This window comes from Acinetobacter sp. I-MWF, from assembly GCF_025433935.1.
In the GTDB taxonomy this organism is placed as follows: domain Bacteria; phylum Pseudomonadota; class Gammaproteobacteria; order Pseudomonadales; family Moraxellaceae; genus Acinetobacter; species Acinetobacter guillouiae.
This window is the reverse complement of the sequence record NZ_JAMBAR010000001.1, coordinates 3,666,815-3,691,868: the sequence shown is the minus strand read 5'-3', so window position 1 is coordinate 3,691,868 and position 25,054 is coordinate 3,666,815. Positions and strand designations below refer to the sequence as shown.

The 25,054-nt window shown below is 38.8% G+C and carries 23 protein-coding genes; 21 read left to right on the top strand and 2 right to left on the bottom strand.

Annotated elements, in window-relative coordinates; genetic code table 11:
- Positions 1 to 39 precede the first annotated feature (39 nt).
- The 6 genes from ibaG to hisC all read left to right on the top strand — a co-directional run bounded on the left by ibaG (position 40) and on the right by hisC (position 5,724).
- Positions 40 to 291, top strand: a complete 252-nt coding sequence (ibaG, locus tag M2R48_RS16875; protein ID WP_004723729.1) for a BolA family iron metabolism protein IbaG — start codon at positions 40 to 42, stop codon at positions 289 to 291.
- A 6-nt stretch (positions 292 to 297) separates the two neighbouring features.
- Entirely contained in the window at positions 298 to 1,557 is a 1,260-nt protein-coding gene (gene murA, locus M2R48_RS16870) for a UDP-N-acetylglucosamine 1-carboxyvinyltransferase (protein WP_004817645.1), read from the top strand.
- A 4-nt stretch (positions 1,558 to 1,561) separates the two neighbouring features.
- Positions 1,562 to 2,257 (top strand): ATP phosphoribosyltransferase, encoded by a 696-nt coding sequence (gene hisG, locus M2R48_RS16865; RefSeq protein WP_004723724.1) that lies wholly within the window; start codon positions 1,562 to 1,564, stop codon positions 2,255 to 2,257.
- Between the two features lie 101 nt (positions 2,258 to 2,358).
- Positions 2,359 to 3,021: a DUF4272 domain-containing protein gene (locus tag M2R48_RS16860; RefSeq protein WP_262086835.1), complete on the top strand. Its 663-nt coding sequence runs from the start codon at positions 2,359 to 2,361 to the stop codon at positions 3,019 to 3,021.
- A 128-nt stretch (positions 3,022 to 3,149) separates the two neighbouring features.
- The gene (gene hisD / locus M2R48_RS16855; RefSeq protein WP_262086834.1) at positions 3,150 to 4,451 is read left to right on the top strand and encodes a histidinol dehydrogenase; all 1,302 of its coding nucleotides are present in this window, start codon (positions 3,150 to 3,152) and stop codon (positions 4,449 to 4,451) included.
- A gap of 175 nt (positions 4,452 to 4,626) precedes the next feature.
- On the top strand, positions 4,627 to 5,724 hold the full coding sequence (hisC, locus tag M2R48_RS16850) for a histidinol-phosphate transaminase (protein WP_262086833.1): 1,098 nt from the start codon (positions 4,627 to 4,629) through the stop codon (positions 5,722 to 5,724).
- Here hisC and M2R48_RS16845 read toward each other — a convergent pair.
- Entirely contained in the window at positions 5,721 to 7,064 is a 1,344-nt protein-coding gene (locus tag M2R48_RS16845) for an anthranilate synthase component I family protein (RefSeq protein WP_262086832.1), read from the bottom strand. The two genes, hisC and M2R48_RS16845, sit on opposite strands and share 4 nt — an antisense overlap.
- 264 nt (positions 7,065 to 7,328) lie before the next feature.
- On the opposite strand from M2R48_RS16845, the gene M2R48_RS16840 reads away from it, so the two are divergent.
- The 6 genes from M2R48_RS16840 to M2R48_RS16815 all read left to right on the top strand — a co-directional run bounded on the left by M2R48_RS16840 (position 7,329) and on the right by M2R48_RS16815 (position 15,484).
- On the top strand, positions 7,329 to 8,237 hold the full coding sequence (locus tag M2R48_RS16840; RefSeq protein WP_262086831.1) for a DUF6160 family protein: 909 nt from the start codon (positions 7,329 to 7,331) through the stop codon (positions 8,235 to 8,237).
- Positions 8,238 to 8,446: 209 nt separating this feature from the next.
- Positions 8,447 to 9,280, top strand: coding sequence for a C39 family peptidase (locus tag M2R48_RS16835; protein ID WP_262086830.1), 834 nt, complete (start codon positions 8,447 to 8,449; stop codon positions 9,278 to 9,280).
- Between the two features lie 53 nt (positions 9,281 to 9,333).
- Positions 9,334 to 10,557 carry a hypothetical protein gene (locus tag M2R48_RS16830; protein WP_262086829.1) on the top strand — a complete coding sequence of 408 codons (1,224 nt, stop codon included), beginning with the start codon at positions 9,334 to 9,336 and terminating at the stop codon, positions 10,555 to 10,557.
- 13 nt (positions 10,558 to 10,570) lie between these two features.
- Entirely contained in the window at positions 10,571 to 12,235 is a 1,665-nt protein-coding gene (locus tag M2R48_RS16825) for an OmpP1/FadL family transporter (RefSeq protein ID WP_262086828.1), read from the top strand.
- Positions 12,235 to 13,527 (top strand): putative pilus assembly protein FilE, encoded by a 1,293-nt coding sequence (filE, locus tag M2R48_RS16820; RefSeq protein ID WP_262086827.1) that lies wholly within the window; start codon positions 12,235 to 12,237, stop codon positions 13,525 to 13,527. Before M2R48_RS16825 ends, filE begins: the two co-directional genes overlap by 1 nt.
- 10 nt (positions 13,528 to 13,537) lie before the next feature.
- Positions 13,538 to 15,484 carry a hypothetical protein gene (locus M2R48_RS16815; RefSeq protein ID WP_262086826.1) on the top strand — a complete coding sequence of 649 codons (1,947 nt, stop codon included), beginning with the start codon at positions 13,538 to 13,540 and terminating at the stop codon, positions 15,482 to 15,484.
- 103 nt (positions 15,485 to 15,587) lie between these two features.
- Here the strand turns inward: M2R48_RS16815 and M2R48_RS16810 are convergent, their stop codons facing one another.
- Positions 15,588 to 16,136, bottom strand: a complete 549-nt coding sequence (locus M2R48_RS16810; RefSeq protein ID WP_034613876.1) for an NUDIX hydrolase — start codon at positions 16,134 to 16,136, stop codon at positions 15,588 to 15,590.
- Between the two features lie 125 nt (positions 16,137 to 16,261).
- On the opposite strand from M2R48_RS16810, the gene M2R48_RS16805 reads away from it, so the two are divergent.
- From M2R48_RS16805 to M2R48_RS16765, 9 genes are all read left to right on the top strand, one after another.
- Positions 16,262 to 16,876: a CoA pyrophosphatase gene (locus M2R48_RS16805; protein ID WP_004817626.1), complete on the top strand. Its 615-nt coding sequence runs from the start codon at positions 16,262 to 16,264 to the stop codon at positions 16,874 to 16,876.
- Positions 16,877 to 16,935: 59 nt separating this feature from the next.
- The gene (locus M2R48_RS16800; RefSeq protein WP_262086825.1) at positions 16,936 to 17,469 is read left to right on the top strand and encodes a gamma carbonic anhydrase family protein; all 534 of its coding nucleotides are present in this window, start codon (positions 16,936 to 16,938) and stop codon (positions 17,467 to 17,469) included.
- A 169-nt stretch (positions 17,470 to 17,638) separates the two neighbouring features.
- Entirely contained in the window at positions 17,639 to 18,304 is a 666-nt protein-coding gene (tsaB, locus tag M2R48_RS16795) for a tRNA (adenosine(37)-N6)-threonylcarbamoyltransferase complex dimerization subunit type 1 TsaB (protein WP_262086824.1), read from the top strand.
- Positions 18,305 to 18,336: 32 nt separating this feature from the next.
- Positions 18,337 to 19,161: an undecaprenyl-diphosphate phosphatase gene (locus M2R48_RS16790; protein ID WP_004817618.1), complete on the top strand. Its 825-nt coding sequence runs from the start codon at positions 18,337 to 18,339 to the stop codon at positions 19,159 to 19,161.
- The gene (locus M2R48_RS16785; protein ID WP_410004167.1) at positions 19,155 to 19,973 is read left to right on the top strand and encodes a class I SAM-dependent methyltransferase; all 819 of its coding nucleotides are present in this window, start codon (positions 19,155 to 19,157) and stop codon (positions 19,971 to 19,973) included. Before M2R48_RS16790 ends, M2R48_RS16785 begins: the two co-directional genes overlap by 7 nt.
- Positions 19,974 to 20,094: 121 nt before the next feature.
- Positions 20,095 to 21,513: a C13 family peptidase gene (locus M2R48_RS16780; protein WP_262086823.1), complete on the top strand. Its 1,419-nt coding sequence runs from the start codon at positions 20,095 to 20,097 to the stop codon at positions 21,511 to 21,513.
- 122 nt (positions 21,514 to 21,635) lie between these two features.
- Positions 21,636 to 22,472, top strand: coding sequence for an S-formylglutathione hydrolase (gene fghA / locus M2R48_RS16775; protein ID WP_004817613.1), 837 nt, complete (start codon positions 21,636 to 21,638; stop codon positions 22,470 to 22,472).
- Between the two features lie 159 nt (positions 22,473 to 22,631).
- Positions 22,632 to 23,738, top strand: a complete 1,107-nt coding sequence (locus tag M2R48_RS16770; protein ID WP_004723692.1) for a YjgN family protein — start codon at positions 22,632 to 22,634, stop codon at positions 23,736 to 23,738.
- A 20-nt stretch (positions 23,739 to 23,758) separates the two neighbouring features.
- Positions 23,759 to 24,883 (top strand): M48 family metallopeptidase, encoded by a 1,125-nt coding sequence (locus tag M2R48_RS16765; protein ID WP_262086822.1) that lies wholly within the window; start codon positions 23,759 to 23,761, stop codon positions 24,881 to 24,883.
- The last annotated feature ends 171 nt before the right edge of the window (positions 24,884 to 25,054 follow it).

Here is a 25,054-nt window from a genome sequence, read left to right as displayed (position 1 = left end):
CCCGTTTTTACACTGTCAGTCCTATAAGAGGTCGATGCAATGAATAGTGAACAGCTCACTGAAATCTTAAAAGCAGCTTTTCCTGATGCTGAAGTTGCTGTCAGTGGACAAGCAGGTAAATTTGACCTTCGTATTGTCGACAATCAGTTTGAAGGGAAACGTCCTGTTCCTCGTCAACAAGCTGTTTACGCGCCACTTAATTCTTATATTGCCAGTGGTGAGGTACATGCGGTAACTATTCGTGCAATGACTAAAGAAGAATGGCGCAAAGCCAGTATGTTTGGAGCTTAAGCGTCAATGGATAAATTTGTCATTCAAGGTGGTGTAAAACTCGAAGGTGAAGTTCGTATTTCTGGTGCGAAAAATGCGGCTTTACCTTTATTGGCTGCAATGATTCTTGCAGATACACCAATTACATTAAAAAATGTTCCAGATCTAAAAGACGTTCGCACTTTAGTTAAGCTGATTGGTGGTTTAGGTATCACCATGAGTTATGAGGGCGAAACGGTTATCGCAGATACCTCTACATTGGATAATCAGTTCGCACCTTATGAACTGGTTAAAACCATGCGTGCATCTATTTTGGTGCTTGGCCCACTGTTGGCGCGCTATGGTAGTGCAAAAGTTTCACTTCCTGGTGGATGTGCGATTGGTTCACGCCCTGTTGATCAGCATTTAAAAGCCCTGGAAGCTTTGGGTGCACAAATTGAGGTCGAAGCAGGTTATGTTCACGCCAAAGTGGATGGTCGTTTAAAAGGTGGTGAAGTCATCTTTGATATGGTGACTGTCGGTGGGACTGAAAATATTTTAACTGCAGCAGTATTGGCAGAGGGTGTTACAACAATTCGTAATGCTGCGCGCGAACCTGAAATTACAGACCTTGCACTAATGCTTATTAAAATGGGTGCAAAAATTGAAGGTTTAGACACAGATACCTTAGTGGTCACTGGTGTTGAAAGTCTGCATGGCTGTGAATATTCAGTGGTTGCTGACCGTATTGAAACCGGTTCATATTTGGCGGCGGCAGCAATTACGGGCGGTAAGGTTAAAACCACACATACTGATCCAAATCTTCTTGAATCTGTTTTAGATAAATTTGAAGAAATGGGTGCAGAAGTCACACGCGGTGAAGATTGGATCGAATTGGATATGCTGGGGAAACGTCCGAAAGCTGTCAGCTTCCGTACCTTGCCACATCCAGAATTTCCAACAGATATGCAAGCACAGATCATGGCGGTAAATGCCATTGGGCGTGGTTTTGCAACAATTTCTGAAACGATTTTTGAAAATCGTTTTATGCATGTACCTGAATTAGCACGTATGGGCGCAAATATTCAGGTTGAAGGCAATGATGCTGTAGTTACAGGTGTGGAAAAATTATCTGCTGCACCTGTTATGGCAACTGATCTACGTGCTTCGTTTTCTTTAGTTTTGGCTGCTTTAGCTGCTGAAGGGGAAACCATCATCGATCGTATTTATCATATTGATCGTGGTTATGAAGATATCGAAGCAAAGTTACAAGGTCTAGGTGCCCAAATTAAGCGAGTGAGCGAGTAAGTTAATGAGCGATATGAGAAACGATGATCCAAACTTTGACGTAATGGGCAATTTTGATCATGGTTTAACTTTGGCATTGAGTAAAGGACGTATTTTAAAAGAAACGTTGCCTTTACTTGAAACTGCTGGAATTAACTTATTGGAAGATCCTGATAAATCTCGTAAGTTAATTTTTCCAACCACACACAAATCCGTTCGTATTTTAATCTTGCGTGCTTCTGATGTGCCAACGTATGTTGAGAATGGCGCTGCGGATATTGGTGTAGCGGGTAAAGATGTGTTGATGGAACATGGCGCTCAAAATGTCTATGAACCATTAGATTTAAAGATTGCCAATTGTAAATTAATGACAGCTGGTAAAGTGGGCATGGTTCGTCCTAAAGGTCGTTTAAAAATTGCCACCAAGTATGTAAATTTAACTCGTCAATATTATGCAAGCTTAGGTGAGCAAGTTGATGTGATTAAACTTTACGGCTCAATGGAATTAGCCCCATTGGTTGGTTTGGGTGATTATATTGTCGATGTGGTGGATACGGGGAATACTTTGCGTGCCAATGGTCTAGAGCCTCTGGAAGAAATCTGTAAAGTCTCTTCACGTTTAATTGTCAATAAAGCCAGCTTTAAGCGTAAGCAAACTTTATTAAATCCAATTCTTACTCAGCTTGAAAAAGCAGTAGAAGAGCGTCAAAAGAGCAATTAATTTATTCATGTTTGTTCGATAAAGATGCCGTCTAATTTTAGGCGGTTTTTTTTTGCAATTTATGTTAAAAAATAACCATCCATGATTTAAAAAAAGAGTTTATGAAAACACCTCAACAGCGCAAAGAACAATCTATTTTAAAACTTAAAAAGTATTCAATTCCTTATATTGACTGGTTACCTGTGATCGAAGCTGCTGAAGACGTGCAAGCGCGCAGTGCAGAACAGATTGCAAAACGCGCGATTGCTTGTTTGTGGGTGATTCAAGTCGCTTGTGATCTGAATAATGATCAATATGATGATGAAACACAGCTATTTGTATTTGATATTTTGAAGAAAATGCAGGTGCTAGATACTTTAACCGAGAAAGAACAGGCAATTTTAAAGCGTGAGGCTTCAGCACAAGATATCATCAATATGGTGTGGAAATATGAAGCCTATTGGGTATTGTTATGGGCTTTGGGGATTGTGGATGAATTGAGTTATCCAGCAGATATCGTTGATTGTGATTTTGCCATTCAAGCCGTATCGTCGTGCGATACCTTTGCAGAATTTATGACCAAAGTACAATTGCGGGATAGCGAAGAAATTTTAGATCAGGCTGATTTAATTTATCGTTATGATTGGGCATGTGTAAATGCGCGTTTAAAGCAACAGGATGCACCTGAAAATTTAAATTCATCTATCGTTGTGGAACGGCATGGTGCATTGAACTGGCTGATTCAGGCAGATAGTGATTGGGATCACCCAGATGTGAGCACCTAAATAAAAGTTTGCTGTGTCAAAAGTGATTTGCAATCAAACTTTCCTATTAAAGTAAGTTGAAATGTTGCGGTGATGTTGCCCACAAGATACTCAAAACAAGGTAAACTAAATCTTTCCTAAACAACCTTGTGGGTAAATTGATGCGACGTTTATCGACTCAAGAGCAGAACTTTAAACAAGTCTTTGCTGACTTGTTAGCTTTTGAAACAGTGAGTGATCCTGAGCTTTTAAAAACAGTAGACCAAATTATTGCAGATGTACGCCAACATGGCGATGCACATGTACTTAAACTCACTCAACAGTTCGATCGACATCCAGCGCATCAATTTTCAGATTTAGAACTGACACAAGAACAACTTAAAGTTGCATTTGAGGGGTTAACCGTAGAAGTACGTGAAGCTTTGGAATTGGCGGCCAATCGGGTTCGTTCATTTCATCAGGCGCAAAAACAAGACGGTTGGTCTTATGTGGATGGATTAGGAAATACCCTTGGTCAAAAAGTCACCCCTTTAGACCGTGTTGGTATTTACGTTCCAGGTGGTTTAGCTTCTTATCCGTCCTCTGTGCTGATGAATGCTTTACCTGCGCATGTGGCTGGGGTAGCAGAAATTATTATGGTGGTACCTGCGCCAAATGGTGATTTAAATCCTTTGGTATTGGCAGCTGCTTATTTAGCAGGCGTAAGTCGTGTGTTTACAATTGGCGGTGCTCAAGCAGTTGCCGCACTTGCTTATGGAACAGAAACGATTCCAGCAGTGGATAAAATTACAGGACCGGGTAACCGTTTCGTTGCTGCGGCAAAACGTGCTGTTTTTGGTCAAGTCGGTATTGACATGATTGCAGGGCCTTCTGAAATTTTGGTTTATGCAGAAGGTCATAATGACCCGAAATGGTTAGCGATGGATGTTTTGTCACAAGCTGAACATGATACGGTTGCGCAAGCGATTTTTATTACGCCTGATGAACAATTATTAAATGATGTTGAGCAAGCCATCGAAGAACATTTGGCTGCATTACCCAAAGCTGAAATTGCACGAACTTCGATTGCAAATCGTGGTGCTTTGGTCTTGGTTAAAGATCGCCAAGAAGCCATTGATTTGATTAATCAAGTTGCGCCTGAGCATTTGGAATTGTGCTTAGATGATGCTGAGCTGATGTCAGAAAGTATTCGCCATGCAGGTGCAATCTTTATGGGGCGCTATACACCAGAAGCGATTGGTGATTATTGTGCGGGACCTAACCATGTCCTACCTACTTCTGGTACAGCACGCTTTTCATCACCTTTGGGTGTTTATGATTTTCAAAAACGTTCAAGTTTGATTATGTGTTCTGAGCAAGGCGTAAAATCGCTTGCCAAGGCCGCAGATATTCTTGCACAACAAGAAAATTTAGATGCGCATGCTAGATCAGCAAGATATCGTTATCAGTAATTCACTAATGGCCCAGTATCCGTAAAAATCCTTCTCTCTTAGGGAGAGGGTGTGGATGAGGGTGTAAAAATTTAATTGACTTAGTTTGGGGATTCATATTGACATGCCCAAACCCTCTCCTAGAGTGAGAGCGCTTATATAAAGTAAGTCAAGTGAGAAAAAATACGAGATAAAAATGCCAAATATTAGCCCTGAGCAAATGCGTTTTTGGAGTCCTGAAGTACGTGAATTAGAACCGTATGTCCCAGGAGAGCAGCCTAAAATCCAAAACTTATTAAAACTGAATACCAATGAAAACCCATATCCACCATCGCCAAAAGTGGTTGCAGCGGTTCAGTCTGTACTTATAGATTCAGCAGATGTATTGCGACTTTATCCAGATCCAGATGCATCGGCACTCAAACACGCGATTGCGAAACAACAACATGTAGATGTTGCAAATGTCTTTGTTGGTAATGGGTCTGATGAGGTTTTAGCCCATATTTTTAAAGCATTTTTTGTTCAAGATAAGCCGATTCTATACCCAGATATTACCTATAGCTTTTATCCTGTTTATAGTCAGTTTTTTGGAATTTCAACCCAAACTAAAATCTTGCCGTTAAATGATGATTTTGAAATTGACGTGGCTGATTATAAACAGCCGAATGGTGGGATTATCATTACCAACCCTAATGCACCAACCAGTATTGCATTGGGGCTGTCGGCAATTGAACAGGTCTTGCAAGCCAATCCTGATTCGGTGGTTGTGATTGATGAAGCATATGTGGATTTTGGTGCTGAGTCAGCTGTGAGTCTGGTTGAGAAATACGAAAACTTAGTGGTTTGCCAAACGACTTCAAAATCGCGTTCTTTAGCTGGTTTACGCGTTGGTTTTACAATTGCACAACCACATTTGATTGCCGCATTGGAAGCTGTTAAAAATAGTTTTAACTCCTATCCAATTGATCGTTTTGCAATAGCTGCAGCTGTCGCATCATTTGAAGATCAAGAATACTTTGTAGCACAATGTCAAAAAGTCATTGTAAGTCGTGACAAACTGGTTGCAGATTTAGTGGCGCTTGGGTTTAAAGTATTACCATCTTCAGCTAACTTTATTTTTGCTTGTTTACCCTCAAAAGATGCTGGTGAATTGGCGAAAGCGTTGCGTGAACGTGGCATTATTGTTCGATACTTTAATAAACCACGTATTGATCAATTCTTACGTATCACTATTGGTACAGATGAACAAAATCAACGCCTTGTTGATACACTAAAACATGAGATTTTAGTCTAGGATTCATGTTGAGGTTGATGCCATGTATTGAGTAAGTCAAGCATGGCAGTAACTTTATCAAAACATTCCTGATATTCTGCATCACAATCTGAAGCGATAGTAACTCCACCGCCTGCCCACAATGACACTTCATCTTGATATTTTTGAATTGAACGAATCAAAATGTTCCAAGAACCAGTTCCATCAAAATTAAAATAGCCCAGTGAACCACAATAGGCGCCTCTTGGTGCACTTTCGAGTTCTTCAATAATTTGCATGGCTCGAATTTTGGGTGCACCAGTAATTGAACCGCCTGGCAATGCTGTAAATAAAACCTCAAATGGATTGATATCTGGTTTTAGAATAGCAGTCACCTCACTCACCATATGATGTACTTGGTTAAAGGATTTAATATTAAACAGTTTTGGGGTTTTTACTGAACCAGTTTCAGCATAGACACTGAGATCATTGCGTAATAAGTCCACAATCATGACATTCTCTGCCTGATCTTTTTTAGACTGAATCAAAGTATTTTTTGATTGTGCATCTAAAGTTGGGTCGTCATAACGCGGCATTGTCCCTTTTATGGGTTTGGTGGTAATTTTATGATCAGCTTCGAAATCAATAAATAACTCAGGTGAGCAACTCAGTAATTCAAAATCATTGATTTTTAAATAACCCGAATAGGGAGCATCCGTGAGTGTCCAAAACTTTTCAGCGGTATCTAAAAGTAAACCATGTGCTTTTGCAGTGAATTCCTGAGTTAAATTAATTTGATAGCAGTCACCCGCTTTAATATATTCTTGAACTTGTGTAAATGCATGATCATATTGTGGCTTTGTCCATGTCGCAGTACAGTTTGATAAAAGTTTAAAGCTTTGATTTTGTGTGGAAGGTATGGTTAATAAATCTTGTATAAAGTTGAAAAACTCTTCTGCGCAGGCTTCCATGCTATAAAAAAAGAATTGCTCGTTTTCTCGTTTGATAAATGTTTTATAAACACCCATGTAAAAATTGGGTTGAGATTTGATTTTAGCATCAATGTGTTGTTGACTGGCATAGTTGTAATCAATAAAACCCATATATCCACCCTGAAAACTATGCTGTTTTGGTGCAGATTGAGCGGTGAAGTTAAAGAGGTGATTTAAATGAGAATCGCTTTTATCTTTTTGATAATGGGTAAAATGATTTCTGGTATAGCAAGAAAGTTGTTGCTGGGTTGAGATACAGTATTGTTCAGGTGAAAAAGCAACAATATCTTCACCCGCATTTTTTAAATAGATACAACCGAATAATGAGTCAAGACAGTGTAATAAATCTGCAGTGCTATTTGATGAAAAATCTAATAACTTCCGTAACATAGGGAGGATTAACTCAAGTGCGAAAAGGGTTTATAACGCACTATTCTACCTGAAAATAGCACTTATAAAAGTGTTTACCGTTTATCGGTTTAATTGGGTTTTTGATAAACAGCAGTTGAACAAAAAGTAACATACCGTTAATTTAAAAGGGCAAAACGGACTACTCAAGGATTGGTGTTCTAAGTTGTAAAACAACTAAAAACAACAGGGAACTATGGAGAGTGGTTAAAAATGAAAAAAAATGCTCTTGGGAGAGTACAGATTATGAAATTATTTACTAAACTTGCTTTAGTTTCTGCAGTGGCTATGAGTTCAAACGCAATGGCGATGCAAGCAATGGATGATGCCGCGCTGAGTGCAACGACTGGTCAGGATGGTATCAGTATTGGTATTGATGCAGATAAAATTGAAATTGCAAAACTACATGTTTTTGATGGTGATGGTTTGGCAGTAAATGCAACGACAGGTGGTACAGGTAAAGCGGGTGCGATTACTTTAAATAACGTGGTTGTAACCAAAACAGGTACAGGTAACTTAGCTGATTTGGTCATTGATACTGACGGTGGTGCTACCGCTGGTAATACTGGTACGCCATTCTTAAACGTTGCTGCTGCAATTAATGCATTGAAAATTGAGTTAGGTAAAATTGAAGTAAATAATGTTACTGGAACAGCTGGTGCATATAAGCCTGATGCTGGATCTGCTGAGATTTTAAGTGGTTTGACAATCAATACTGGTGCTACGACAGCAAATATTCAGTTGGGTAATACACCTCAAGGTGCAATGATTAAACTGAATGGTTCGATGATTGGTGGTTTATCAATCAGTAACTTAGCCTTGAAAGATGCTTCTGGAGCAGGCGGTGGTTATATCGTACTGGGTGGTATTAAAGTGACTGACAGTGGTTCAGCTAATTTGGCTTTAGATGCTGATGTTGCTGTTACCACGAAAGGTTTGGCTGTAACTGCAATGAAAAGTACAACAGGTACAGATATTTATCTAACTAAAGTTGTATTGGGTGGTGGTACTGGCTTTGTACCAGGCACACCTGGAACTGCAGGTACAGGAACAGGTTCGGGCTCAATTGGTGATGTTGCGATTACAGGCATGAAATTCTATAACGGTGGTTCAGCAACAGCAAATGGTGTAAAACTGACGATTTCTGGTCACTAAGCCTAGAATTAAAATTTCAGAAAAGACGCATGCAAAGCATGCGTCTTTTTTTTACAAAAAAGCTGAGAAAAAGCGACAAAAGTTGAAAAAAAGACTGTTTTTTTTTTCAAAAACCGTTATCTTCATAATCACAGGGACGTAGAGTGTTCACTCTAAAAATAAAATCAGCACTTTAGGCAAAATACTGCCGATACTTGATAGTTAAAATTATGATAGAAATTACTTTAGGTTCGGCATTAATGTATTATTTTGCCAACCACGCCTTAGATGTGAAACCCAAGCCAAAGGATGCGATTTACTACGCTGAGCTTGCGGATTCCAGAGACAAGTCATTTACACGCAATCATCGTGAAATGGTGCATGTTAAACCTGCTTTAGAAAATCAATTCCGTGGAATTGTACGTCAAGGATATGACTATAGTTGCGGTTCAGCTGCATTAACAACACTATTAAATGGCTATGTTGGGACAAATTTAACCGAACAACAAACCATGGAAGGCTTATTACGATTTGGAGAATACAACCGCATTATTGAACGGCGAAGTTTTTCATTGCTGGATATGAAGCGCTTTGTTGCTGCAATTGGATATGAAAGCGGTGGCTATAGAGGCGAGTTCACAGACCTAATCAATCAAAATCAACCGGTGATTGTGCCAATTTCTTATGCGGGTTTTAAACATTTTGTTGTGTTTAAAGCTTATAAAGATGGTCGTGTTTATGTGGCAGATCCAGCCTTGGGGAATATTAGTTTTGATCAAGAGCGATTTAAGCAAATTTGGGAAAATAATACCTTATTTGTGATCAACGCGCCAAAAGATCAGCAACGTAACTTGTTGGCATTACAAGATGCCGATATGCGTCATGTAGATGATGCAACAATCAACCGTTATGCCTTAGTTGAAGCGCAATATTCAACAGATTATACCAATAAATTAGCAGATAAGGCTTCGACAATGCGTAAGGTGATTGACCAAGATACCAAGTCTGCGACATACAATCAGCCAATTACATCTTATATGCGACTCTATTATAAACGTAAGTAAAAGATGGATTAAAAATTAGATAACTGAATTGGATTTTTTGGAATAGGAATAATATGAATAATCAATGGATGAAGCGAACTTTACTTGCAGTGAGTATTCAGTTTGCAATTGGAAGTTTGTATGCAGCTGAAGCAGAGACAAGTGCTGATGTAGCAGCAGATCAGGCTACAAGTACAGATGAAGCCAGTTCTGCAAATATCAGTCAAACAGCTCCAGATGCGGCGGTACAAGCTACAGAAGAAGTAAAAATTAATAAAGATGAAACAAAATCTTTAACACCTAAACCTGGTACACAGGCTGCAGAAGCATTACAGAAGAAAGAAGGTGATGCTTCTCAAGAAACCAATTTACAAGAAGTCTTTACTTCAAATGAACGTCAATATTCTTTAATTAAAAAAGGTGAATTTTCAACTTTTTATGATTTAGATTATTCCTACTATCGTGATTCGCAATTAAATTTAGGAATCAACGAAGGCACAGCTTATCAACTTCGTGTTGATGAGGATGCCAGCCATACCATCAGCAATACATTTACTGCACAGTATGGGATACGTGATAATTTAACCTTTACCGCATCTATTCCATTTATTGCTAAATCAGATAGCTTAAAAGATGCCACGGCTGCGGGTCTAGGGGATATTAACTTTGGTGCACGTTGGGAACCTTTCCCGCTGAAAGCAGGTCGTTTACCGCTTATTTTATTTGGTAGCTTATCGACCAAAACCGGTGATAGCCCATATGAGATAAACCCTGAAAAAGATCTTTCCACAGGTAAAGGCTATTACTCTGTGGGTGTCGGTGCAAGTACTCGTAAATATATCGACCCTGTTGTACTGTTTGCATCGGTTTCTGCCAATTATGGATTTAAAGAAACGGGTTTAAATCAAGTGCGTGGTGGTGGTAATGCCAATGGACAAGGTGGCGATCAGACTTATCAACGCGTTTTAGAAGAGTTTGATCCAGGTATGACCGGTGGTTTCTCTTTTGGTTTTGCCTATTCATTTAACTATGATGTTTCGATGACCATGTCATATCAACAATCATTTAATATGAATACTTCATTTAAATATAGGGCTCAAGAAGGACTTGCAGATTCCTATAAAGCAGCAGACCAATCCAGTGGGATGTTTTCTATTGCTTTAGGTGTACGTGTCAATCCAGATACGATTGTCAATGGTACCTTGGGGATTGGTTTAACAGAAGACTCACCAGATATTTCGCTTGGTCTATCTTTCCCGTTGGATATTTTAGGCTTCGGTAAGAAGAAAGCTCACTAAAGGGATGTAAAGTATGAAAAACATACGTTTGCGCCCAATAGTTACAGCGATTTTATTAACAGGGTGTTCAACTCAAGTATTTGCGGCGCTAGGACTCAACCTATCGGTAGATATACGCTCATTGACCATGGGGAATGCAGTAACTGCAGACCCGCCGGGAATTAGTGCGATTCATTTTAACCCCGCAGCATTAACTAAACTCAAAGGTTTACAAACTGACGTACAAGGGATTGTTGCAAACTTTGATATACAACGTGAATTTTCTGCGCCGCCTGGTTATAACGTATTTGGTTATTCTGATGATCCGCTGATTTGTAATGATGCGCCAGACAATCCTTCGGGCCTTTGTACAGATTATAAAGACTCAGTGCGAGGGGATGTAGAATATGCAAGTTTATATATCCCTATTCTAAAAAAAGTTGTAGATTTAGGGCCTGGCTGGCCAGTGTTAGCACCAACGGGGGGAATTTCCTATAACCCACCTGGCTCAAAACTGACCTATGCAACTGCTGTATATGCGCCAATGGTGGCTGGTTTTGGCTCAGAAGACGGTAACCCTGGTAATTACATGGGGCAACAAGTTGCTATTGAACGTATAACCTATTTGTCGCCATCTATTGCATACCAAGTCAGTGATGAATTGTCTATTGGTGCTTCGATCGGGATGTCATACAACGCAATGGCATTAAAAACCGATCTAAGATTTCCAAATGAAATGATTGGTGTTCTACGACTGATTGATGAATCGGTTTGTGGACCTTTCCGAAATAATTCAAATGTAATTACTGACCTTCTACTATTTGGTATTTGTAATGCTGATGAGGGTATGAACCCATTCGGTCAATTCGGGAAGATGCAGGTCAGTCTTGAGCAGAGTTTAAGTCCAAGTTATAACTTGGGTTTAATGTGGGAGCCTACGGAAAACTTTGGTTTTGGTATGGTTTATCAAAGCTCGGCTAAAATGCGTATGAAAGGTAAATATTTTATCGATAATGCCAACGCACCGCGAGAACTTATAAAAGGTTTAAACTCTTCAGCAACAGGGCAAATTCTTGCGGCAATTTTAGGATTTCCCGGTTCTATCCCGCCGACTGAATCAGGTTTGATTTCAATGGATTTGGAATATCCTGCTCATTTTCAAACTGGTATAAAATATAAAATTTTACCTGATTTACAGGTAAACTTCGATGTAGGTTGGACTGACTTTAAAGCATGGGAAAAGTTTCAGTTTGAATTTGATCGACAAATTTCAGCATTAAAAATTGCCAAATTATTATCCAATCAAGTCACTGATACCTCATTGGCTTTTCCATTAGGCTTTCAATCACCGTGGAGTTGGGGAATTGGTATTGAGTATTCAGCAAATGATCGTCTAAAACTTCGTGCAGGTTATGAACCTCGTGCTAGTGCGATCCCAGATGATAAACGTAATACCATGGTGCCAATTAACAATGCGCAATTATTTGGTTTAGGTTTAGGTTATCGTTTTGATGAAGATAGTGATATAGATTTATCGATTGGTTTCTTACGTAGCCGAGATAATATCCCTGCAAACAGCAGTAGTTTAGCGAACAAGACAGGAGTAGATAACTTACTACTCAACCCATACGCTGGTTTAAATGTAAAAACCAATACAAAAGTTACAATTCTAGGGCTTAACTACAGAACGAGATGGTAATGCGTTTGAACGTTGATAAAAAAATAGTCGTAACTTCTTTGTGGTTAGCTTTAAGTTTTAGTCTAGCCACATCGGTTTCTTATGCCGCCAATTTTTATACAATTATTGGCCCAGATGGGCACCCGATGATTGTTCAGAAGCCTGAAGTAGCTCCAAAAGTAGTAGTAAAGCAAAAAGATAAAAAGGTACAAGAAGTAAAACCATTACAGCAAACTCAACAAATACAAGAGACTCAAGTTGCCAAGCCTAATGTACAAGTGGTAGAAGCTCCAGCCATTGTTAAACAAAGTCAAAAAGAGATCGAGCCTAAAAATGTGCCATCAACGGTTACTACTGCTCAGCCTACACGTCAACCCGCTTTAATGGAGCATAAAGCTAAAACTCAAAGTCCTGTTCAGGTACCGGAACAATCTTTAGCACCAGCATCACAGAAAATAGTGCCTCAATTTGTTGTGGAAAAACCGCCACAGCAGTCCACTGATATTACTCAGCAAACCAATAAGGTTGAGAAACTAGACAAAATAACGCCAGTAGACCAAACTGCGGTCAAGACCAATAAAGAAGAAGTTGTGCCGAAAAGCACTCAAACTATAGAAGATCAGCATTTCACGGTCATTGATGGTGAAAAATATGTCAATAATGAGTATTTAGAAGATCGTGAATTTAATTTAGAAGGTAAAAAAAGATTTTATATGACGCCAGAGATTGGTGCAGTGCATGGACGCTATGAAACCATTGAGCGACAAAAAGGTTTAAGTGCGAGTCTTTTGAACCGTATTCGTGGTAATTCAGAATCTGAAGAAAAAAAGCCTGTTGTTTTATCTTCAACTTATTTCCGCTTAGCTAAAGATGAGGTTGTTCAAAACTTAGAGCAGGCGTGCTTCTCTGGTAAAAAAATAGTCAAAGCAAAAGATTTATCAATCAAAAACCAAGAAGTTGGACTTTGGCCAGTTGCCCCCATTAAAGAAAATTTTGCTTATGAAGTGGTGAAGTTAGACCCAAAAGTTCAAAATGTATTATTAACATCCTATGCATCGTCTTCAAAGGTTCAAAGTTATTATTGGCCTTTGGTGGTATTTTTAGATGGACAAGGCTGTGTCCTCGAAGGCGTGAGCGGTTTTAAAAGTGAAGAATCTCACGACAATAATTTACAATACGCAGCGATGGAAGGCGTTTTAAGAAAACCTGATCAAGCTGTATATCTATTTTTAACACCATTATCCTCAGCATTAGATGTGGAAAATAAGCAGTTAACAAATCATGGACAAATTAAGCTGAGTGTAATTCAGTAAGGATGAAAATATGAAAAAAAGATTATTCGCCCCTTTGGTTTTAACCAGTTTAGGTTTAGCGCTCGCAGGTTGTGGTGGTGAAAGCTCAACAGTCAATGAAGACCCGTATAAAGGTATCAAAACCTATTCAAATGGTTGTGATGCAGATTCTACAGAAAAATGTTTAGGTTTTTATGTTGACTATCCTGTGGATGGTCTAAATTTTGACTGTAGCACGGATACTAAAAATCACTATGTAACTAAACTCGAGGGTGGCTTAGCACTCGGTGGCTGTTTAATTGGTGATAAAGCGAAGTTCTTTATACAAGGCTCTCAATCGGAAAGAAAAATTATTTTAGGTGATGTTGATCTTGCAAAAATTCGTCCTTTAAAAGTGCGTGGGCAACCAGCAGCAATTGGCTTGATTGATATTGCAACTGCCATGACTGGCAAACCACCAACCAGTATGACCATGAGTGATGATACATTCAAGGTTATGGTTGGGTTGGTTCGCGTTTTCCAAGCGGTTGGATTGGAGCAAGATGCTAATCAGATTGGCGATGTACAACCAATTGAATTAACAGATAATATCAAAAATAATTTAAAAGCAGTTGATGCCGATATTGTTGTAAGCGATTTTATTAATGGTGGTTATGTTGCAAAACTAAAACCATGGGTCAATGTAGAGGCAGTTGATGAAACTTCTGCGAGAGAGACTGCACAACGCTTGGTTCAACAGTCATTGGTTAATATTTATTCAACAAACTTCCTTATTTTCAGTGGGGCGAATGTTGATATTCAAGGTTTTACAGGTAAAAGTGAGTTAAGTACCAAGAATGAATCTATTGCCAATATGTATGTCGTGACTGACCGTCAAGGTTATACCTCTGGCTATGCAATGCAATGGGTTGGCGTACCTCAAAAACTAGAAGGTAGTACCCTTGCAGATTCACTGTTAAAATTTTTATTGCTCAATCAAGTTGCGCCACAAAAACTCAATGTAAATGGCCAACAAGGTTGGATTAATCCATTAACCCGTAAAATTACCTCTCCACTTGTGTTTAAAAAAGATCAAAGTTCGACGGATAAGCTTGAAATTTATCAGGGTGCTTTGCTAAATAATACTAGTGTTGCAGGTACTGAATATATGTATAAGCGAGTAACAGGTGCAACCACGGCACCTACAGATCCAACGGTATATGGGAAGTGGCGTCAAACTTTAAATGGTGATCAGCTTTCTGGGTGGATCGACATCTATAAAACTAATCCTGCCAATTACTTAGATCGAAAAGTTTTCCTGACTAAAAATACCGTTAAAACAGGTGAAAAATATTATTTCCCACTGTATGCGAATATTACATTTACCTTTGACAACAAAGAAGTTAATCCAAATACACAAACACTCGGTATTGTGATTGATGAAAATGGTGATATTCGTACCAATTTAGGTAAAAATAATGCGCTAAATTCAACTACATGTGCTGATGTAGATCCAAGTACTTATATTGACAAAGAAACAGGGGTACAACAGTATCGTATTGGAACCACGGGTACAGCTTATATTAATGGCAATGTTGAAAAATCGATTACAATGCGTATGATTCTTGCAAACCCTGTATTTGGTAATCTTGATGGTGCATTGGCAGGTTTAAATGAAACATTAGTTGTTAGTCCACCCAAAGATACAACTCCAGAAGCAATAGCCGATGCTTCTGTTTCCTCTGGTGGTATACGTTTAAACCTGCAACGATTAATTAATGAACAAAACACTACCAGTGGTGTAAACATTACCAGTTGGTCGGGGAACACGACATTGCCAGCGACTTGGGTGAATTTACATGCGGTTTATCAGTCAATTTATAACAATGTAGAAGCCAATAAAGAGAAAGTTACACCTGAGCAAAAAGAGCTAGCAAAGCGTTTATCAGGGACTTTAACTGTAAGCTTACCGCAGTGTTATACCATTAAAACCAAGTAATTTATCTTAATTAAAAAACCTCAATTCAAGTCATTTGAATTGAGGTTTTTTGTGCTCATATTTTTAATGCTCAACCATTGGTCGAAGCAATAGCTATTTGTGATTATCCTGTCTGATCTAATCGGGTGCCTAATGTTTCTAGATGCATTGGAAAGGTATTGGTTTTACGGTCTTCAAAATAATGTCTTAACGTGCGTTCTACACTTGGAAAAGCTAAATCGTTCCAAGGAATCTCATGTTCTTCAAATAAACGACTTTCTATGGTTTCCTCACCAGCACCAAATACACCATCTTTTATTTGTGTTTTAAATAAAACATAAACTTGCCCGATACGTGGAATATTATACATGCAGTAAAGTTGTTCAATTTCAACCTCAGCTTCAGATTCTTCACGTGTTTCGCGTGCTGCACCTTGTTCCATGGTTTCAAAAAGTTCCATATAACCAGCAGGTAAGGTCCATAGTCCATAACGTGGTTCTATTGCACGGCGACATAGTAAAACTTTATTTTCCCAGATCGCCAAAGCGCCACAAATCACTTTAGGGTTAACATAATGAATGGTGCCGCAGTGTGTACAAACTTTACGGATTTTTTGATCACCTAAAGGAATTTTTTCTATGGTTGGATGACCACAAGCACTGCAAAAACTCATAAGCTTCATTAAAAATGTGAGATAACTCAGCATAACTGAAAAATTCTACTTTCGCATCATTTATAGCCTTATCGATAAAATTTCCTATATGATAGAACGAGAACAAAAAAGATAGAGTGAGATCAATGAAGGATGATGAGCTAACCCAAGTATTGCAAAATCGATTACGTTTTGGCAAAAGAACCTATCCGGCCAATGCCGCAGTACTGATTGCAATTACTCAAGAAGCTGATCCTAAAATTTTACTGACGAGACGCTCTGCCTACTTATCAAATCATGCAGGAGAAGTTTCCTTTCCAGGTGGAAAACGTGATCCAAATGATACCAGTAATATTGTTGTGGCTTTGCGAGAAGCATGGGAAGAAACCGCACTCAATCCCTTTGATGTTAAGCTAATTGGTGATTTACCCATGGAGCGGGCGAAAAGTGGGTTGACAGTAAAACCTGTAGTTGGATTAATTCCTCCAGATATTCAGTTGATTGCTCAGCCGAGTGAAATTGATCGTATATTCTATGCCCCGATTAAAAAAATGATGGAATCACAGCCTATTCCTTATGAGGTGCGTTTGGCACATCAATCGGTGTATTTTCCAAGTCTAAGAATTGAAAACGAAATCATTTGGGGTCTAACCGCCAGAATTCTGATTTCGTTATTTAAATATGGTTTGGATTATCAAAAAAATTGGCCGTTTTTATTGAACTCTCCATCTTTTAAATCACAGATATTCAATAAAAAATAATGCTGAAAAGCTATGTTCAAAGCCAATGCTCTTAAAATATTTCAAAGGAATGTAATACCATGATGTATAAATTTAAAGGTTTTGTGCCAAAAGCGTTGCATGCACCTTTTGATGGTTGGATTGCGGATAATGCAACGGTAATTGGACAGGTTGAACTGGGGCAACAAGTCAGTGTTTGGTTTGGTGCAGTCATTCGTGCTGACAATGCCAAAATTCATATTGGGAATTTTAGTAATATTCAAGAAAATGCCGTTTTACATACAGATACAGGGATTGAATTAACCGTTGGTGATTATGTAACCATTGGGCATCAAGCCATGTTGCATGGTTGTACGATAGGCGATAACAGTCTAATTGGTATTAACGCCGTAGTTTTAAATCATGCTGTGATAGGTAAAAATTGTATCATCGGTGCAAATAGTTTGATTCCAGAAGGTAAAATTATTCCCGATAATTCCTTAGTGGTGGGTTCACCGGGTAAAGTCGTGCGAACTTTGGATGAGAATGCGGAGAATTTATTAAAAATGAGTGCTTTGCACTATGCTTCTCATTACAAGAATTTTATTGATTTAGAAGAATTTAAATTTGATTAAAGTCGTGGTTTTAAAATAATCCATAAAAATGCCAAGCACAATGTCTTGGCATTTTTATGGATTATTTTGGTCTAATGGATTTTATCTGACTGGCTTTATCTCTAAGTCCTCGCGCTATTGAAATGAGTGGAGTATCATAGGCAGCATTTTTAACACAGTAAGGTTGTGCATGAAATTGCTGGCATTGGAAACTGCCAATGAGCAGTGTTCCGTTTCGATTGTTGATGAAACTCAAACACTCTATTTTCAACTTGATACGCGAGCAAAAGCACAAACTCAAACCATTTTGCCGATGATTGAGCAAGGTTTTGAGCAAAATCAAATCTCCAGTAAAGACTTGACTGCAATTGCATTTAGCCGTGGGCCGGGTTCATTTAGTGGTGTACGTATCAATGCCGCAGTGACTCAAGCTTTAGCCTGGGCAAATGATATTCCTGTGATTCCAGTTTCAACCTTGCAAGCGTTGGCGCAAGCTGCTTATCAGCAAGCCCAATTGACTGAAGTTACCGCAGTTTTAGATGCACGTATGCAAGAAGTTTATATGGCAAGTTTTAAGCTTGACCCAAATAACATTATGCAACTTGTAGACGAAGAAAAATTATTAGACTATCAACACGCTGCAGAATATCAAAAATATACCTTGATCGGTTCAGGTTCAGCTTTGGTGAATGTAGAGGCAATCGCGTTTCAGCAGATTACTGCTTCTGCCCATGATATCGCCACAATTGCGCGTCAAAATGCACTGCAAAAGCAATGGTTCAGTGCAGAACAAGCCTTACCTGTATATTTACGTGATAATGCATGGAAGAAAATTCCAGAACAAGGTAAACCATAATCGTTTTTCGCTTTAATTTTTAGGATTTCACAATGGATCTTTTACTGCTACTCAAAGCAGCCATTATGGGTATTGTTGAAGGTATTACCGAATTCTTACCTATCTCTAGTACAGGGCATTTAATTCTTGCATCTGAGCTCATGAATTTCTGGACCAAAGAAAAGAGTGACTTATTTGTCGTTGCTATTCAAATGGGTGCAATCGCTGCGGTGATTTATGAGTATTGGGGCAAGCTTTGGGGTGCAGCAATCGGTCTATTTTCAGGTGAGCCGAAAGGGCGTCATCTTGGAGTCAGTATTATTGCAGCTTCTATTCCAATTATGCTGGTTGGCTTAACCTTTGGTGATATCGTAAAAGAGTTGTTGTTTAATGATATTTCTGTGGCGATTGGTTTAATCGTCGGTGGTTTAATCATTTGGTGGGTTGAAAAAAATCCGCCAAAAGTCAATGCAGTGGAAGTGGAAAATATCTCGATTAAAGAAGCGATTTATATTGGTTTAATTCAGGTATTGGCGCTTATTCCAGGGACTTCACGTTCAGGTGCAACCATTATTGGTGGCATGATGCTGGGTGTATCGCGTAAGGCTGCAACCGAATTTTCGTTTTTCCTCGGTATACCTGTTATTGTTGGTGCAGGCTTATTAGATCTTTTTAAAAATTACCATATTTATGAAACAACTCAAGATTGGACCGTATTCTTTGTGGGGCTAATTGTTTCTTTTGTTTCTGCTTTAATTTTGATCCGTGTTTTGGTGGCTTATGTTTCTAAGCGTGATTTCATGGTCTTTGCTTGGTATCGTATTGCTTCAGGTTTGTTGATTTTATTGTTTGCATTAACAGGTTGGAAATTATGGTAAGCGAAATTCGCTTATTTACTGAATCCACATTTTTTGAGAAAGCACAGTCCTACCAAACTGTGCTTTCTTTACGTGGTGTCGTGGTAAACATTGCAACGATTGAAAAACTCAATGCACGGTTCTTAAGACTGAATCCTGAACTTGCCTTGTGTGTTGATGAACAAGGGTTAAGCCTGTGTGCCAATGGCATGAAAATGCAGCCTGATTGGAAAGCTGAGATCCCTCGTTTAAAACGTGCAACTTTAAAATCTGAAATAATTGCACGAGCATGTAATATTTCAGAAAAACCAAACTTAATTGATGCAACTGCTGGTCTAGGGCATGACGCATTACTGATGGCGCACTTAGGGGCGAAAGTAACCCTGATCGAACGTCATCCAATTTTATTTACCTTATTGGAAGATTCAAAAAAACAATTGGAAAATGATCCGTTTTTAGCCAAAGTTGTTGAGCGTATTGATTTGGTTTTTTCTGATTCAGCTCAATATTTACAACAATTGGTCATCACGCATCAAACTGTCGATGTGGTTTATTTAGATCCGATGTTTCCGCAACGGGATCAAAATCAGCAAGCCATTAAAAAACAGGCGCAAGTGAAAAAGCAAATGCAGCTCTTACACATGCTTTTACCTGAAGATGGTGAAATGGATTTAGGCGATCATCTTTTAGTCTTAGCAAGGCAAATTGCCAAGCGAGTTGTGGTAAAACGTCCTAGACTGGCTGTATTTTTAAATGATCAGGCAACCGATCATCAGTGGCAAGGTGATGCTTGTCGTTTTGATGCCTATTTTAACAGCAATCTTATTGAGTAATTTGGTAACTGTTTCAATAATAGTCGAATTATTGATATATAGTTAAATCAAACATTGATAATTTTTTAGCCAAGCCTAAACTAGATAGGCTGATTGAAGCCACTGCCTTAACAGAATCTTTATGATAGATCTTAAACCCTCGATTAACTTTTGGCATGATTTGAAAAGTAACCAACGTGCAGGGATTTGGTTATTCTTAGGTTCGCGAAAGTCTTTACAAATTGTTCGTCCATCGATTCTTCAATTGATTTTTTGGGGACTGTTGGGTGCAGGTGCAAATACACTGTTTAGCTGGTTAGTTGCTGGTGATGGTGGTGTGTTTAATCGACAAGGTCTAGTCAGCTACGCATTGTGGCCTTTTATTGCCTTGATTGTGGGGATTTTCCTATCACAACGGACCAATAATCCACGTTTGATGTTGGTTCCAGCACTATTATGGTTGGTACTTGATACGCACATCATGTTGTTTCAATGCTTGCTGCAATATTTGGGCAATCAAGATCTGCTGCCTTATTTCACTTATGATGTGATCCCACTGCTGTTTTTTGCTTTGTTTATTTGGCAAAGTCTTGCTGTAGTGTGGGTATTTTCAAGAGAATTACAATGGCCATGGTGGGAACGTGCTTTGATCATGTTTGCGACTGTAGCCACTTTGTTTACTTGGCAGGTTTCGATTAAGGAACAGCCGATTTGGAAAGTAGAAGATGTTCCGCCAAGTATTAGTGAAAGTGCTTTTTATGCACAAAGCCATTTACTCAATAAGGCATTGGAACAGGTTCAGTTTGGTGAGTTTGCTCAAACGCATTGGTACTTTTTAGGTGTTGCTGGTGCAAGTTATCAAGACGTGTTCAAATTTGAAATAGATCGAATTAAAGAACAATTTGATACCCGCTTTGGAACCTTTGGGCGTTCTGTTGAATTGGTCAATAACCCACAGAGCATTAGAGACACTCCTATTGCATCTAAAACCAGTATAGATCTGGCTTTACGCCGTATTGGCCAGCAAATGAATCGCGAAAGTGATGTATTGTTTCTTTATATGACTTCTCATGGCTTGCCTAATCGTTTTGAACTCGAAAATGAACCGATTAATTTGGATGATGTTGATCCAAAATGGTTAAGAGAAACCCTCGATAAATCAGGTATTCGCTGGAAAGTGATCGTAATTTCAGCCTGTTATTCGGGTAGCTTTGTTTCAGCACTCCAATCACCAGACACTTTGATTATTACTGCTTCTGCCGCAGACCGTGCTTCATTTGGTTGTTCAAATGAAGCTGATTATACTTATTTTGGTCGAGCTTTCTTTGATCAGGCAATGCGTGAACAAGGTTCTCTCAAAGCTGCATTTAAAGAAGCGACTGAAACAGTTGCGAAATGGGAAAATGCACAAGGCTTTGATCCATCTGAACCGCAATGGGTGATTGGGAAAAATATGGAAATGATGTTACCGCAGTTGGAACAACATTTATTTCCACAACAAGGCGTTATTACTACTGCGCAAACCCAAAATGTAAAACTGGATACACAACAAAAGCCATAATAAATAACGGCGCTTTAAATGCGAAAGCAAAAGCGCTTTAATTTATATTGAGTTGAATCTGTTGATGTTATAAGACGGTAGCCCTAAACAATTTAAAGATCAAAATGTGGAGTGATGCGCTGATGGAACTTTTAAGTAAAAATATCTGTTTTGATGGTGAACAAAGAATTTATCAAATTCAGTCAAATTATTTAAAAGGGGCAACGAAGTTTGCGACATATCTTCCGCCTCAAGCATTAAAAGGGCAGAAATGTCCTGCATTATTCTATTTAGCGGGACTGACCTGTACGGAAGAAACCTTTATTATCAAAGCGCATGCACAGCGCTTAGCATCTCAGCTTGGTCTAATTTTAATCGCACCAGATACATCACCTCGTGGTGAACAGGTTGCACAAGGCGATTCATGGGATTTGGGGCAGGGTGCAGGATTCTATCTCAATGCAACTCAAGCACCTTGGGCTGAACATTTTCAGATGGAAAGTTATATAGTAGATGAACTTTATCCATTGCTAATAAAAAGTTTACCGATTCAATCTGAAGCTGTAGGAATCTTTGGTCATAGTATGGGCGGGCATGGGGCATTAACACTGGCTTGGAAATATCCAAATTATTTTAAATCAGTATCAGCATTTGCCCCGATTTGTGCACCAACAGAATGCCCTTGGGGTGAAAAAGCCTTTTCACATTATTTAGGCGCTGATCAGTCTGAATGGGCAAAGCATGATGCGACCCAATTACTGCTTTCTAAAGGTCAGTTATTTGACGAAGTGCTTATCGATCAAGGTATAAAAGATCAGTTTTATAGTCAATTGAACCCTGAGAAATACCAACAAGCCTGTCATAAAGTTGGGCAAAAACTCACATTAAGATTTCATGAAGGTTATGATCACGGTTATTATTTCATTCAAAGTTTTATTGATGACCATTTACAATTTCATGCTTTGCAACTACAAAAATAATTGAATCGTCTAACAAAAACTGAATTTTGAGTAAAAGTAAATCGTTGTTTGCTTTTACTCTATTTCTTTCAGCGCAGAAAAAATATAAACTGCTTTTTGAGGTTTTTTATTTCATATCATTTTAGATTGTCATCAAATAATTTGAATAAAGAGAAGAATATGCAAGAACAAATACCGCCTCCATTTCCGAGTCATTTGAGTTTGGAAAAAGGCGCTACACCACCAGAAATACAGCAGCCCGCAGACCAGCAATATCCTAGAATTCACCGTTTTAAATTTCACGGTGATGCGATGGAATATTTTGGTATATGGATTGTGAATATCTTATTGACCATCATTACCTTAAGTTTGTATGCGCCTTGGGCGAAAGTGCGTCGTTTACGTTATTTTTATGGTAATACTGAATTCTTTAAAAGACGTTTTGACTTTACTGGTATTCCTACCAAAATTTTAGTTGGACGTTTGATTGCATTGGGTATTTATGCCGCCTTTTCAATTTCCTCGCAGTACTCCATGATTGCGACGGTAGTTGGTTTAGTGGTGTTGTATGCAGCAGTACCATGGCTGATTCGGGCAACAATGCGCTTTACTGCAAGAAACAGTAAATTTGGCAACAGTCGGTTTTATTTTGCGGGAACCACAAAAGAATCCTATAAAGTCTTTTTTCTCAGTATCTTAATTTATATTTTTAGTTTAGGGATATTTGCTCCTGTTGCGATCTGGCTGTATAAAAAATACTACATCGATCATTTATATGCAGGGCAGTTGGATTTTAAATTGAATGCAGATTGGTCAGCCTATATGGCAGCAGTTTACATTCCAATTTTTATGTCTTTTGGAATTATGCTGGCATTTGGCATTATCTATTTCGGTATTATCGGTTTTATTGCAGGGTATACGCCAAACTTTTTTATCTTTGGTGTCTTTGCGATGTACGCTGTGGCAGGATTGTTTATTTATCCATTGATCGCGGCACGTATTTTTATTACCACATGGAACAATACAACGGTTGGAAGCAGCCAATTTAAAACAGATTGTAATCAATGGCGTTATGCATGGATTGTGGCATCAAATTGGCTGGTTAAAATTCTAAGCATTGGTTTAATGTCTGCATGGGCGGCAATTCGTATTCACAAATATCAAGTTGATTCGATGAGTTTAATTTTGCATGATGATCCAGATCAAATGATGAATCTTGCACAGCAAGAGCAAAGTGCTTTAGCTGAAGAAATTAGTGACATCTTCGACATTGATGTTTCTTTATAATGATATGAGTTGAATAATTTATGTCACGACCAATAGAAGTCATTTTCTATGATGGTGTGGTGTCTAAACCACACCATGCCCAACTTTCCGCTCAATCTGAGTCCGAGGTATTGATTCAGTATGGTGAACGTTTAGAACATCAACGCCGTTATGCATATCGCGATATGGAATTAATTGGCGCGCTGGGGCAATTAAATCCTGCGATTGAGCTTAAAGATGACGCTAGGATTGAGTTTCAGGGGGCTTTACCAGAATGGTTTAATTTTGGGACTAAAAATGTTCAGCATTCGATCTGGAAATTAGAACGTTCTCCAAGTTTAATTGTATTCAGTATCATCTTTGTGGTGGCTTTTGTTTTTGCTTTGGTGAAATGGGGTGTTCCAGCAGCATCACATTATGTTGCTTTTCAGCTGCCTGAAAATAGTTTGAATAAATTAGGTGATGAAGCGGAAAAATATGTATTGAACAATTGGACTAATCCTAGTCATTTGGCACAAGGTCAAAAAGATCAAATTTCTAAGCAATATCTAAGTACCATCGCTGAAGGAAAACCCGCAAAATTGGTCTTTCGTGAAGGTGGGCGATTGGGGGCCAATGCAGTGGCTTTACCCAACAATACGATCATTGTTACCGATGAGCTGATTGAAATGGCGCATAGTGACCAAGAGATTTTAGGTGTATTGGCACATGAGCAAGGACATTTGGTGGAACGGCATAGCTTACAACAAGGCTTAACCAGTTTGGGGTTGAGTGTGTTGTATATTGCCATGACGGGAGACAGCTCAGACCTATTGACCTCGTTACCTGCCGCGATGATTGGTGCGAATTATTCACGCAAATTTGAAGCTGAGGCGGATATGTATGCGCTGAAATTGATGGATCGTAAAGGCATTGAAGTGTCTCATTTTGCGAATTTCTTACAACGCTTAAGTGATGAAACTGCACTGGAAGAAAAACCAAAGCAAGCGGGCAAAACGGCTGAAGCTGATAAAAAAGCTGACCCAAATAAAAAACAACCTCAAAATGAGTCTAGTGAAAAAGAGAGCTCTTTAGAGATTTTTGATGCCTTGTCTTCACATCCTGCAACTGAAGAACGCGTTAAAATGGTTCGCGATTTTGAGAAAAAACAACAGGCTAAATCTTAAATAGTGTAGATAAGCGATGTTTATCTATAGATTGTGCAAGGTGGCGGTGACTGGATCTAGGGCTTAATGAAGCCCTTTATTTTTTGTATTTTTCTCAAAAGATCAGACCACTCTTTAAAACCCATATCATCAAGTAAGAGACAGCCGCTGATTCAACCAGATTGATTGTTA